The sequence below is a fragment of the Paracoccaceae bacterium genome (assembly GCA_033344815.1).
In the GTDB taxonomy this organism is placed as follows: Bacteria; Pseudomonadota; Alphaproteobacteria; order Rhodobacterales; family Rhodobacteraceae; genus Roseobacter.
In genome coordinates this window covers 2,476,713-2,490,192 of the sequence record JAWPMR010000001.1, presented here as the reverse complement: position 1 = coordinate 2,490,192, position 13,480 = coordinate 2,476,713, and the positions used below count along the sequence as shown (strand labels likewise).

Annotated in this window: 10 protein-coding genes and 1 tRNA gene; 8 read left to right on the top strand and 3 right to left on the bottom strand. The window is 56.9% G+C overall.

What is annotated here, in order from left to right; all coding sequences use genetic code 11:
- Positions 1–4 precede the first annotated feature (4 nt).
- Positions 5–1,381, bottom strand: a complete 1,377-nt coding sequence (locus R8G34_11545; protein MDW3223500.1) for a tyrosine-type recombinase/integrase — start codon at positions 1,379–1,381, stop codon at positions 5–7.
- A gap of 113 nt (positions 1,382–1,494) precedes the next feature.
- Positions 1,495–1,580 (bottom strand) — tRNA-Leu (locus R8G34_11540).
- Positions 1,581–1,797: 217 nt separating this feature from the next.
- On the opposite strand from R8G34_11540, the gene R8G34_11535 reads away from it, so the two are divergent.
- A complete protein-coding gene (locus R8G34_11535) occupies positions 1,798–2,787 on the top strand; it encodes a complex I NDUFA9 subunit family protein (GenBank protein MDW3223499.1) in 990 nt (329 codons plus the stop codon).
- Here R8G34_11535 and R8G34_11530 read toward each other — a convergent pair.
- Positions 2,778–3,581 (bottom strand): undecaprenyl-diphosphate phosphatase, encoded by an 804-nt coding sequence (locus R8G34_11530; GenBank protein MDW3223498.1) that lies wholly within the window; start codon positions 3,579–3,581, stop codon positions 2,778–2,780. The genes R8G34_11535 and R8G34_11530 overlap by 10 nt on opposite strands.
- 220 nt (positions 3,582–3,801) lie before the next feature.
- On the opposite strand from R8G34_11530, the gene R8G34_11525 reads away from it, so the two are divergent.
- The 7 genes from R8G34_11525 (at position 3,802) to queG (ending at position 13,437) form a co-directional block, all read left to right on the top strand.
- A complete protein-coding gene (locus R8G34_11525; GenBank protein ID MDW3223497.1) occupies positions 3,802–5,232 on the top strand; it encodes an NAD(P)-dependent oxidoreductase in 1,431 nt (476 codons plus the stop codon).
- A 115-nt stretch (positions 5,233–5,347) separates the two neighbouring features.
- Complete coding sequence (locus R8G34_11520) at positions 5,348–5,773, top strand: GFA family protein (GenBank protein ID MDW3223496.1); 426 nt, start codon at positions 5,348–5,350, stop codon at positions 5,771–5,773.
- On the top strand, positions 5,770–6,249 hold the full coding sequence (locus R8G34_11515) for a GFA family protein (GenBank protein ID MDW3223495.1): 480 nt from the start codon (positions 5,770–5,772) through the stop codon (positions 6,247–6,249). The genes R8G34_11520 and R8G34_11515 overlap by 4 nt, the downstream gene beginning before the upstream one ends.
- Positions 6,249–10,781, top strand: coding sequence for a glutamate synthase large subunit (gene gltB, locus R8G34_11510; protein MDW3223494.1), 4,533 nt, complete (start codon positions 6,249–6,251; stop codon positions 10,779–10,781). The genes R8G34_11515 and gltB overlap by 1 nt, the downstream gene beginning before the upstream one ends.
- A gap of 195 nt (positions 10,782–10,976) precedes the next feature.
- On the top strand, positions 10,977–11,633 hold the full coding sequence (gene mtgA, locus R8G34_11505) for a monofunctional biosynthetic peptidoglycan transglycosylase (protein MDW3223493.1): 657 nt from the start codon (positions 10,977–10,979) through the stop codon (positions 11,631–11,633).
- 55 nt (positions 11,634–11,688) lie between these two features.
- Positions 11,689–12,354, top strand: a complete 666-nt coding sequence (locus R8G34_11500) for a glutathione S-transferase family protein (GenBank protein ID MDW3223492.1) — start codon at positions 11,689–11,691, stop codon at positions 12,352–12,354.
- A gap of 39 nt (positions 12,355–12,393) precedes the next feature.
- Positions 12,394–13,437, top strand: coding sequence for a tRNA epoxyqueuosine(34) reductase QueG (queG, locus tag R8G34_11495; GenBank protein MDW3223491.1), 1,044 nt, complete (start codon positions 12,394–12,396; stop codon positions 13,435–13,437).
- The last annotated feature ends 43 nt before the right edge of the window (positions 13,438–13,480 follow it).

Here is a 13,480-nt window from a genome sequence, read left to right as displayed (position 1 = left end):
GTCTTCACAGGTCCGCTTTAAGGGCATACCGGTGCAACTCCCGAACGCGCGCCGCTACGCTGCCGTAGACCCTGTCTCCGGTTGACTTGGATGCATGTCCAGCAAACGGGTCACGGGTGGCCTCTGAGGCTCCAGCATCGCGGAGCTTATCAAGTAGTCTGTGTTGCAAGCTGTGAACTACAATCCTTCGATCACCACCGCTCTCGGCGTGGACGTGCTTCATCAGCGTTTGTGAAAGATTAGAAGCCGCCGTATCTGTAGCGTTTTCATCATTTTTCACTTTTGCGTATGCGGGAAAGAGAGCATCACCCGGTCCAGCACCCTCAGCAGACCTCTTGGCTTCGTGTTGGCGTGCAGCTTCAAGGCCTCTTCCAACAAGCGGCAAGGTGCGCATTGTGGCCAAGTCTTTTATTCGTCTGAATTCATTCGGCCTAACATGAACCACTGGAATACCTCCACTTTGGCTTCCGTCGAGGTCGATGTCTTTCATCTGGAGGAAGCCAACCTCAGAGAGCCTACATCCGGTTACAGTGAGCATCTTCCATATTGTCAATAAATCTGGGACGCGGGCGCGCTGGGCTATTCGAGCAGTTATTGAATGCATCATGTCATCTGGCGTAGATGCCTTTCGCTCTACAGCCTTGATCTGTTCCTCTGAGGGGAAGGGAAGTTTCGTGAACGGGTTTGAAACTGGTTTGTCAAAGTCCACGTAGGTGATTGCATGATTCACAACGGCCTTCAGATCGTTCGTCATGCGTTTCATGGTGTCGACTGCATAGGGTTGCCCGTTAGCTTGTCGATAATCCTTCAGAGTATCTAACCACTTCTCTCCATGTTTCTTCTTGAGGTCCACCAATGCGATTTCCTTTGGGGCACCTATCGCTTCCTCCAGTCGGTCAAAGGCTCTGTCAATGCGCTGCATCTTCTTGATATTGGACCCAATGCCTTTGTCCTTCACATACTTCACGCAGGCGTCTGCCAACGTGTAGGCAGGCTTTGCGCCTTTTGGGTCCGCCAATACGCGCCGCGTCAAACTTTCGAACTGATCTCCGCTATGTTCGAGGATGACCGATACTGCGTCTGCCTCCGACAGGCCGACAACTCCATTCAGCAACTCTGCGCGCTTCTTGAGAGCTTCATTGTAGGCTTGCTGAGGTGAAAGCTCTGTCGCCTTTATGGACGCTTTGTAGGTATCCGACAGCGCTTTCCACTCTCGCAATAGCAGGGCATGTTCCTTCATGAAATTCTCAGAGGACAGGTCTTTACTCCGCATTGTAATTTCAAAGAACTCATGCCCGGTGGCTCTGAAGACTTTAACCGGAAGCCTGCGTCGAAACAGATAGGAGCCATTTTTGAGTTTGGTTACGTGCTTAATTTCCACTGATAGAGCCGTGATTGTATGTGCTTTGTATGCGATAATGTATGTGAAACCGCATCATCTCAAGTCGATAAGGCAAGTAAAAACAGCTATATAAGGAATTTTTGAAGGATAAGTGGTGCCCAGGAGAGGACTCGAACCTCCACACCCTTGCGAGTACTAGCACCTGAAGCTAGCGCGTCTACCATTCCGCCACCTGGGCAGGTGTCGTGAGCGTTGCGTTTAAGGCCAAGCTAGAGATCTGTCAAACGGAAATTGAAGGAATTTCCGGCTTGTCTTTGGCGGGCTCGCTGAAAGATTTTTCCACACTGTACCGCGATCAACTCTGCCCCTTGCGAAACGTGCGCACTCGTAATTGTACCTTGTTTCACGGTCTTCGCAGCGCTACATCGATTGCAGGCGATTGGATGGAGCGAGCTATGTCAAAACTGGTCACGATCTATGGCGGTTCGGGTTTTGTCGGGCGATACATTGCCCGTCGGATGGCAAAAGCCGGTTGGCGTGTTCGGGTTGCCGTGCGCCGTCCCAATGAAGCGATATTTGTAAAGCCATACGGTGTTGTGGGTCAGGTCGAGCCTGTCCTGTGCAATGTCAGGGACGATGCCTCAGTCGAGGCTGTGATGGCAGGCGCGGACGCTGTCGTAAATTGCGTGGGAATTTTGGCTGAATCGGGGAAGAATAAATTTGGCGCAGTGCAGGCTGAAGGGGCCACGCGTATCGCCCGGATTGCCCGTGAACAGGGCGTTTCCAAACTTGTGCATATTTCCGCCATCGGGGCGGACCCTGACTCAGACAGCGACTATTCCCAGACCAAAGCTTTGGGCGAAGCAGGCGTCCAGGAACACTTTCCGAAAGCTGTAATCCTGCGGCCTTCAATCGTTTTTGGCGCAGAGGACCAGTTCTTCAATCGCTTCGCTTCTATGAGCCGCCTGGGGCCAATCTTGCCGGTTGTTGGCGCGGAGACGCTGTTTCAACCTGTGTATGTAGATGATGTCGCTCAAGCGGCGGAACATGCATTGACGGGCGATGTCGACGCGGGCGTCTTTGAGCTTGGTGGTCCGGATGTAGCCAGTTTCCGAGCGCTAATGGAGCAAATGCTGGGTGTGATCCATCGGCGCAAGCTAATTGTTAACACACCATTTTTTGTCGCCAGATTGATGGGTGCCGGATTTGATTTGCTGCAAACACTGACGCTCGGACTGTTTAGCAATTCTCTGATCACACGAGATCAGGTGCGAAATCTTGCCAATGACAACATCGTCAGCGATGGTGCCAGAACCTTTGAAGATCTGGGTATAACGCCAGTATCATTGGCGTCTGTATTGCCTGACTATCTGTGGCGGTTTCGTCCGTCAGGTCAGTATGACGCGATCAAGAAATCAGCAGAAAACCTCCGCGCTCACGAATAGGCGTAGATCAGCAAGATAATGCCTAATACCACCCGATAAATAACGTAGGGCGTAAAGCTGACGCTGCGCAATAGGCGCATCATGAGGGTCAGCGCCAGGAGGGCTGCGACAAAGGCGAACGCCGCCGCGATGAGGCCGTCGCGCGCGATGCTCCAGTCCGCCTGCTGAACTACGTCAACGCCCAGCAGCATGCCGGATGCGGCAATGGTTGGGATCGACATCAGCATTGCAAGTTTTGCGGCGTCTTCGCGTGCGTATCCAAGGCGGCGCGCCGCAGTGATTGTGATGCCTGATCGAGATGTGCCCGGGATCAGCGCCAGAACCTGCGCAAGGCCCATCAGAACCGCATCTTTCAAGGACCAATTCGACGCTTTTTGATCCGTTTTCCCTGTTTTATCAGCCCAATAGAGAACGATACCAAATCCTAGCATCGTCCATCCGATGACGGTAACAGAGCGCATGGCCTCATCCAGTCCGCTCAACTTAATGGCGGCGCCCGCCAGAACCACAGGCACGGTGCTGATCGCCAAGCACAGGGCCAGAAAAGCCCCTTGCGTATCCACACGCCCCCGCAGCAGACGGGTTGTTCCCAAAAGCGCTATTTTGACGTCCGCCCAGAAGTAGGCAACCACGGCAAAGAGCGTTCCGACATGCACGGCGACGTCAATGGCCAGCCCCTGATCATCCCCCCCGGTAAGAGCCGGCAGGAGCACAAGATGCCCCGACGAGCTGATCGGAAGAAACTCGGTAAGCCCCTGTATCATGGCGACGAGAAAGAGCTGGAAAAGCGTCATCTAAAAGGCTCCGGTATGGCGCAGGTTTCTGTGGTATAAAGCGAGGGAATCAAAAGAAAAGCGCCAATATAGGTCCGAATCGGATTTAAAAATCCGTGAAATTTCAAAAATTGACGATTCCCAATTGCAAATTTCCGTATATAGGTAAGTACTGCTGACTTTATTTCCTGTTTAGGTTCGCGTAAGGGTGCGTTTCTGACTTTTGTGGAGGAGTTGATCGATGTCCGGACAGCCCATGTTAAAATTCGTGACCGTGGATCGGGATATGCCCGAGAAACGATCTGCAGATATGCGCCGGGAAGATTTCAATGAAATCTACGCAGAGTACGCTGAAGCCAAGGCGCAGGAGCAATCCAGCCGCTGCAGCCAATGCGGTGTGCCCTATTGTCAGAGCCATTGCCCCCTGCACAACAACATCCCCGATTGGTTGCGTTTGACAGCGGAGGGGCGCTTGCAGGAGGCCTATGAGGTCAGCCAGGCAACAAACACGTTCCCCGAGATTTGTGGCCGTATCTGCCCGCAGGATCGCCTCTGCGAAGGCAACTGTGTGATCGAACAATCCGGGCATGGCACCGTGACCATTGGCGCGGTGGAGAAATACATTACCGACACGGCGTTTGACAAAGGCTGGGTGCTGCCGATCTCCCCTTCACAGGAGCGCGCGGAGTCGGTTGGCATCATTGGCGCCGGACCAGGTGGTCTGGCGGCGGCGGATGTTTTGCGCCGGGCGGGTGTGCAGGTCACTGTCTATGACCGCTATGATCGCGCGGGCGGATTGCTGACCTACGGCATCCCCGGTTTCAAGCTGGAAAAAGACATCGTGATGCGCCGCAACGCCCAATTCGAAGAGGGCGGCGTCACGTTCGAGTTGAACACAAATGTTGGCGAAGACATCAGTTTTGCCGATTTGCGCGCCAAACATGATGCGGTGATCATCGCCACAGGTGTCTATAAAACAAGGGAAATCGAAGCGCCGGGTGTCGGTGCCAAAGGGCTTGTACGGGCCATTGACTTCCTGACCGCAAGCAATCGCAAAAGCTTTGGCGACGCTGTGCCTGAGTTCGACTCCGGCGAGTTGAACGCCGAAGGTAAACGTGTTGTCGTGATCGGTGGCGGCGACACGGCCATGGATTGTGTGCGCACTTCTGTACGTCAGGGAGCCACGTCAGTGAAATGCCTTTATCGCCGGGACCGTGCCAATATGCCGGGCTCGCAACGCGAGGTTCAAAACGCCGAAGAAGAAGGCGTAATTTTTGAATGGCTCTCCGCGCCCAAAGGGTTTGTTGGCGATCCGGTCACGGGCGTCATGGTGCAGAAAATGCGCCTCGGTGCGCCCGATGCCACCGGACGTCAGGCCCCCGAAGTGATCGAAGGTGCGGATTACATCGAGGACGCGGACATCGTGATCATGGCGCTGGGTTTTGAGCCAGAAGCCCTGCCGACCTTGTGGGATGAACCGGATTTGCCGGTCACCCGCTGGGGCACGATCAAGGCGGAATTCACCAGCGGAGCCACCGACCTCGACGGGGTTTATGCTGTGGGGGATATTGTGCGCGGCGCGTCGCTGGTGGTCTGGGCCATTCGCGATGGTCGTGACTGCGCAGATGCGATCCTGAGCCGATTTAGCGCCGCAGCACTGGCCGCGGAATGAGACGCACAGCCTGTACACACCCTGTACACAGCCTGTACACTGATCTGGTGCACGGCCAAATACGGGCCTCCGCCAATAGGGCGGCATCGCTGACCTATCCGAGGCAGCACAGGCCATGAGCGATGCAGCACTGATTGAAGGACGCTGCCTTTGCGGGGCGGTCACGGTAAAAGCGCACGCGCCCAACCCGCGTCTGCGCGCCTGTCACTGTGACATGTGCCGCCAGCATACCAGTGGTATGTTCATTTCGCTCGATACCGAACAGGACAGCATGATCATTGAAGGCCCGGCCAAGAGCTTTCGCTCCTCCGAGTGGGCCGAACGGGGCTTTTGCGAGACCTGCGGATCAACGCTTTGGTATGGCACCGTACATGACGGCGCGCGCCATCTGGCCGCCGGATTGTTTGAAAACGCCGCCGGTGGTGACATGAAAATGGAATTTTTCGCAGATCAATGCCCGCAAGGCTACGGCCTCAAAGGTGATCATCGCCGTTTAAGCACCGCCGAAACGATTGCGATGTTCGAGGGAGAGGGCGGATGAGCGAAGACGCAGCCCGCGAGGCGATCATCGCTCCCTACAAGCGGACTGGCCGACTGTCAGGCCGTTGCTTGTGCGGAGAGGTCACAATTGCGGTTGATGGAGACTATGTCGCGGCCATCGGAGCGTGCCATTGTATCATGTGCCAGCGGTGGAACGGGATGCTTTTCGGATCATTCGTCGCGGCGGCGGAGGCCGTGCATGTCACGGGGCCGGTGTCGAGCTATGCGTCATCGTCCTTTTCGGAACGCGGATTTTGTACAACCTGCGGCAGCGCCGTGTGGTTGAAGTCCACCGATCCCGATGAAGAAGAGATCGAGCTTTTTCCGGGCAGCTTCAAAGAGGCAGCCAATTTTGCGCTGATCTCTGAAATCTATACCGACCTCGCACCGGACTATGTCTGCCTGAAAGGCGATCATCGTCGCAAGACGCGGGCCGATGTGCAGGCGGCCCATCCATTCGTTGAAGGAGATAACTGATGACCACATATGATGACGCATGGGTCGCGCGCGAAGAAGCAAAACGCGCTTACATGGCTGAAAACGGTCTTTATGACACATCCGAGGAACATTCTTCCTGCGGTGTGGGTCTTGTCGTGTCCATTGACGGCGAAAAGAGCCGGGGTGTCGTGGAAAACGGCATCAAGGCGCTGAAGGCGATCTGGCACCGGGGCGCGGTGGATGCAGACGGCAAAACCGGCGACGGTGCGGGCATCCACGTGCAAATTCCGGTCGATTTCTTTTACAATCAGGTCAAGCGGACCGGGCATGACCCGCGCACAGGCGAGATGATCGCCGTGGGTCAGGTGTTTTTGCCGCGCACCGATTTTGGCGCACAGGAAACATGTCGTACCATAGTAGAAACCGAAGTGTTGCGCATGGGCTATTACATCTATGGCTGGCGTCATGTGCCGGTGGATATTTCCTGCCTCGGCGAAAAGGCCAATGCGACCCGGCCCGAGATCGAACAGATCCTGATTTCCAATGCCAAGGGCGTGGATGAGGACACATTCGAGCGCGAGCTTTATGTGATCCGGCGGCGCATCGAAAAGGCCGCTTTGGCCGCGCAGGTCCCGACATTATACATCGCCTCGATGTCGTGCCGGTCGATCATTTATAAAGGTATGATGCTGGCCGAGCAGGTTGCGGAATTCTATCCCGACCTGATGGACGAGCGGTTCGAGAGCGCCTTTGCGATTTATCACCAGCGTTATTCGACCAATACCTTTCCGCAGTGGTGGTTGGCGCAGCCGTTCCGCATGTTGGCGCATAACGGCGAGATCAACACGCTTAAAGGCAACCTCAATTGGATGAAGAGCCACGAGATCCGCATGGCGAGCGGTGCTTTTGGCGATATGGCTGAAGATATCAAACCGATTGTGGCCGCCGGATCATCCGACAGTGCGGCTTTGGATGCGGTGTTCGAGGTGCTGGTGCGCGCAGGACGTAATGCGCCGATGGCCAAAACCATGCTGGTGCCGGAAAGCTGGTCGAAACAGGCGATTGAATTGCCGCAGGCCTGGCGCGACATGTATTCCTATTGCAATTCGGTGATGGAACCCTGGGATGGTCCGGCGGCTTTGGCGATGACCGACGGGCGTTGGGTTTGTGCGGGGCTGGATCGTAACGGGCTGCGCCCGATGCGCTATGTGGTGACCAATGACGGGATGCTGATCGCGGGATCAGAGACCGGAATGGTGCCGCTCAATGAGGCAAATGTCGTTGAAAAAGGCGCGCTGGGTCCGGGTCAATTGCTGGCCGTGGACATGAAAAAGGGCGAATTGTTCCACGACAAGGCGATCAAGAACAAACTGGCCGCTTCCCAGCCGTTCGGCGATTGGGTCGGCAAGATCAACGACCTCGAAGAGGCGTTGGGTGATGTGACCGAGGCGCCAATTTTCACCGGCGCCGAGTTGCGCAAGCGGCAGGTGGCGGCGGGCTATACCATTGAAGAACTGGAGCAGATACTGGCCCCGATGGCGGAAGACGCCAAAGAGGTTCTTGCCTCCATGGGCGATGATACGCCCTCTGCGGTCTTGTCCGGGCAATACCGGCCCCTGAGCCATTTTTTCCGCCAGAATTTCAGTCAGGTGACCAACCCGCCGATTGATTCCTTGCGTGAATTCAGAGTGATGAGCCTGAAGACACGGTTTGGCAACCTCAAGAACGTGCTGGATGAGAACAGCAGCCAGACCGAGATTCTGACTCTGGACAGCCCGTTCATGGGCAATGCGCAGTTTGCCGAGCTGACCAAACACTTCAACGCCGATCTGGTGACGCTCGATTGCACCTTCAAGCCCGGTCAAGAGACGTTGGATGCGGGGTTAAAGCGCCTGCGTGCGGAGGCCGAGGACGCGGTGCGTTCCGGTGCCGGGCATATCGTCCTGACCGATCAGATGTCGGATGCAGATAAGGTCGCGATGCCGATGATTCTGGCCACATCGGCTGTGCACAGCCATCTGGTGCGCAAAGGATTGCGGACGTTCACCTCTATCAATGTGCGTTCGGCGGAATGCGTTGACCCGCATTACTTTGCCGTGCTGATCGGGGCCGGCGCGACCATCGTGAACGCCTACCTCGCCGAGGATTCTCTGGCGGACCGGATTGAGCGGGGCTTGCTGGACATGAGCCTGACCACAGCGATTGATCGTTATCGCGTGGCGATTGATCAGGGTCTGCTCAAGATCATGGCCAAGATGGGCATCTCAGTGATTTCCTCCTATCGCGGTGGCCTCAATTTCGAAGCCGTCGGCCTGTCACGTGCGATGGTGGCGGAATACTTCCCGGGCATGACCAGCCGGATTTCGGGCATTGGTGTGATCGGCATTCAGCGCAAGGCTGAGGAAGTTCACGCCAAGGCATGGGGGGCTGCCTCCTCCGTTCTGCCCATCGGCGGCTTTTACAAGGCACGTCAGTCCGGCGAAACCCATGCATGGGAAGCCACCTCAATGCACATGATGCAGATGGCGTGCAACAAGGCGTCCTATGCGATGTGGAAACAGTATTCTTCCAAGATGCAAAGCAACCCGCCGATCCATCTGCGGGACCTTCTGGAGATCAAACCGCTGGGCACATCGATCCCGCTGGAGGAGGTCGAAAGCATCACGTCCATTCGCAAGCGCTTTGTCACTCCGGGTATGTCTCTTGGGGCGCTGAGCCCCGAGGCGCACAAAACGCTGAACGTGGCGATGAACCGGATCGGGGCGAAATCCGACAGTGGTGAGGGCGGTGAAGATCCCGCACATTTCGTGCCGGAACCCAATGGCGACAACCCGAGCGCCAAGATCAAACAGGTTGCGTCAGGGCGCTTTGGCGTCACGGCGGAATACCTCAACATGTGCGAGGAGCTGGAGATCAAGGTCGCGCAAGGCGCCAAGCCCGGTGAGGGCGGGCAATTGCCGGGCATGAAGGTCACCGACCTGATCGCGCGGCTGCGTCATTCGACCAAAGGCGTGACGCTGATTTCACCACCGCCCCACCACGATATCTATTCCATCGAGGATTTGGCGCAGCTGATTTATGACCTCAAGCAAATCAACCCGCGCTGCAAGGTGACGGTGAAACTTGTGGCGTCCTCCGGGGTCGGCACAATTGCCGCCGGGGTGGCCAAGGCCAAAGCGGATGTGATCCTGATTTCGGGTCATAACGGCGGCACTGGAGCCAGCCCTGCGACCTCGATCAAATACGCTGGCCTACCCTGGGAAATGGGTCTCACCGAGGCGCATCAGGTCCTGTCGATGAACAACCTGCGCAGCCGGGTGACATTGCGCACCGACGGTGGTTTGCGCACCGGGCGCGATATCGTCATGGCGGCGATGCTGGGGGCCGAAGAATATGGCATCGGCACCGCAGCCCTGATCGCGATGGGCTGCATCATGGTACGCCAGTGCCAGTCCAATACCTGCCCCGTGGGCGTCTGTACGCAGGATGAATCCCTGCGCGAGAAGTTCACTGGCAATGCGGATAAGGTGGTCAACCTGATCACATTTTATGCGTCTGAGGTGCGCGAAATCCTGGCCTCGATCGGGGCGCGCAGTATGGACGATGTGATCGGGCGAGCGGATCTGCTGGCGCAGGTCAGCCGGGGGTCAGCGCATCTGGATGATCTGGATCTCAACCCGCTGTTGATCACCGTGGATGGGGCGGCGGACATCGTCTATGACCGGGCAAAGTCGCGCAATCCCGTGCCGGACACACTGGATGCGGAAATTGTGCGGGATGCGGCGCGCTTCCTGGAGGATGGCGAAAAGATGCAGCTGTCTTATGCGGTGCAAAACACCCATCGTACGGTCGGCACGCGCACCTCCAGCCATATCGTCCAGAAATTTGGCATGCGCAACAAGTTGCAGCCTGACCACCTGACGGTAAAACTCAGTGGCTCTGCCGGGCAATCGCTGGGTGCCTTTGCTGCACCGGGCCTGAAGCTTGAGGTGTCGGGGGATGCCAATGATTATGTGGGCAAGGGTCTGTCGGGCGGCATGATCGTTTTACGCCCACCCATGGCCTCGCCGATTGAGGCGTCCAAGAATACCATCATCGGCAATACGGTGCTATATGGCGCGACCGACGGATATCTGTTTGCCGCCGGGCGCGCGGGGGAGCGGTTTGCGGTGCGCAATTCCGGTGCCCACGTGGTGATCGAGGGCTGCGGATCCAACGGGTGTGAATATATGACCGGCGGTGTGGCGGTCATTCTGGGCGATATCGGGGCCAATTTCGGCGCCGGCATGACCGGGGGTATGGCCTATCTTTATGACCCTGAGGGCAAAGCGCCCGCGCTGATGAACATGGAGACGCTGGTCACCTGTCCGGTCACCGTCGATCACTGGATGCAGGAGCTTGAAGAGCTGCTGCAGGCGCATCTGCGCGAGACGGGCAGCCGACATGCGGCCGATATCCTGCAGCATTGGGACAGTGAGAAACACCACTTCCTGCAAGTATGCCCCAAGGAGATGCTGGTGCATTTGCCAGCCCCTCTGGAGATTGAAAATCAGGCGATGCCTGCGGAATAGATAAAGGGCCCTGCGGGGCCCTTTTTTATCTGTGGTATCCCGGATGCCATCGGGTTTGGCGGTTCAGGTGTCTGCGTAATTTATCATCCTTGGTTCACAACAGGACCGCGTCGCCCTATAGCTTGGCATATGGCAGCGCGCAGTAAAAAGAAGTCTCGTAAAACGACGTCCCGGTGGCGGGAAGGGCTGCGCAAAATGCGGCGCTATCTGCTGCGCGGGATGTTGGCCGTGGTGGCTATCGTGCTTGTTTTGATCGCCTTGGGGGCGGTGCTGAACCCGCCGACCACGCCCTATATGGCCGCTCAATCGCGCCAATTGGGCGGTGTGTCTCAGGAGTGGGTCGCAATGGAAGCGATTGCCCCGGTCATGGCGCGTGCCGTTGTGGCCGCAGAGGACGCAAATTTCTGCAATCATTGGGGTTTTGATCTGCCTGCAATCAAACAGGCCATCGCCGAGGGCAGCAACCGGGGGGCCTCCACCCTCAGCCAGCAGGTGGTGAAAAACGTCTATCTCTGGCATGGGCGCAATTACACGCGCAAGGCGCTGGAGGCCATCTTGACCCCGGTGATGGAGGCGATCTGGTCCAAGCGGCGGATTGTCGAGGTTTATCTGAACGTGGCCGAATTCGACACAGGCGTTTTTGGCGTGAAGGCCGCGGCGCAGCATTATTTCGGCGTCTCCCCCGATCAGCTGTCCGATCTTCAGGCCGCGCGTCTGGCGGCGATTTTGCCTGACCCCAAAGGGCGCTCTGCAAGTCGCCCGTCTGATTTTGTGCGCAAACGCACCCGCGCCATTCTGTCCGGGGCAGCAACAATCAGCAAAGATGGTCGATCGAGATGTTTCGAGAGTTGAATTTGATGTCGGTTGCGGGCATTGAAGGATGACCTCGAATAACCCGGATGTTCCCATGGCGCGCCTGTTTCATGTCCCTCTATCGCCGTTTTGTCGCAAGGTGCGCCTGAGCCTTGCGGAAAAGAAGATTGAGGTCGAACTCGTCGAGGAACGTTATTGGGAAGAGGACGCCGATTTCCTGCGCCGCAATCCGGCGGGCAAGGTGCCAGTGCTTAAGCTCGACGGGATCATGATGGCCGAGAGCAGTTCGATTTGTGAATACATCGAAGAAACCCGCCCGGACCCGGCCTTGATGCCAAGCGATCCGATTGCCAAGCAGGAAGTGCGCCGTCTGGTGAGTTGGTTTGATGATAAATTCCACCATGAGGTGACGTCCAAGCTGCTCTATGAGCGGGTCAACAAGAAGGTCATGAGCAAGGGTTATCCCGACAGTGGCAACGTCAAGGCCGGGGCCAAGGCGATCAAATATCACCTTGATTACATGACATGGTTGCTGGACCACCGCCGCTGGTTGGCGGGGGACAATATGACATTGGCTGATTTCGCTGCCGCTGCGCATCTGAGTGCGCTGGATTATATTTCCGACGTGGATTGGAACCGTTCGGATGTGGTCAAGGACTGGTACGCCAAGATCAAGTCGCGCCCGGCCTTCCGGTCGATTTTGGCCGATCAGGTGTCGGGGTTTCCACCGCCGCGGCATTATAATGACCTCGATTTTTGAGGCGGACGGCGTGCATGCATATTTGCGGAACAATGAAGCATGACGTCCGCGCTCAAGACACGGCTGGTTGATCAGGCATTGGCGGAGGGGTTTGTGGCCTGTCGGATTTGCCGCCCTGATGCAGTGCCTGAGGTGCCCGCGCGGTTAGAGGCCTTTGTCGCGGCGGGCTATCACGGGCAGATGAGTTGGTTGGCGGAACGCATGGCATGGCGTGGCAATCCCGCAGCGCTTTGGCCGGAGGCGCGTTCGGTGATCATGTTGGCCGAAAGCTATACGCCCGAGCATGATCCGCTGGAGGTTTTGGGTCATCCTGAGCGCGCCGCGATTTCGGTTTATGCGCAGGGGCGCGATTATCATGATGTGGTGAAAAAGCGGTTGAAACGGGTGGCGCGCTGGCTGATTGCCGAGACGGGGGACGCCACGCAGGTCAAGGTGTTTGTGGACACGGCCCCGGTGCCGGAAAAGGCACTGGGGGCTGCGGCCGGCCTCGGCTGGCAGGGCAAACACACCAATCTTGTGAGCCGGGATTGGGGCAACTGGGCATTTCTGGGCGCGATTTTCACAACGCTTGAATTGGCCCCGGATGCTGCAGAGGTTGATCATTGCGGATCATGCCGTTCCTGTCTGGATATCTGTCCGACAGAGGCATTTGTCGCACCTTATCAATTAGATGCGCGTAAATGCGTTTCCTATCTGACGATTGAGCACAAAGGTGTGGTTCCGGAAAACATACGCAAACGTATGGGAAATCGCATCTATGGGTGTGATGATTGCCTCGCAATTTGCCCGTGGAATAAGTTCGCCGAAACGGCGCGCGACATCCGATTGCTTGCGCGACCGGAACTCAAAGATGCGCGGCTGGCTGAATTGGCGCAATTGGATGATGCTGCGTTCCGCGCGTTGTTTTCTGGCTCCCCGATCAAGCGCATCGGGCGAGACAGGTTCGTGCGCAACGTGCTTTATGCGATTGGCAATTCTGGTCTGCCCGATCTGCGCGATGTTGCGATGCGTTTGAGTGAGGATCCGGACCCGGTCGTGGCGGATGCCGCGCGTTGGGCCGTGGCGCAATTGGATGTGACATGATGTTCAAGCCACGAACCAGACACCGCAAACCTGAAAGACGGAA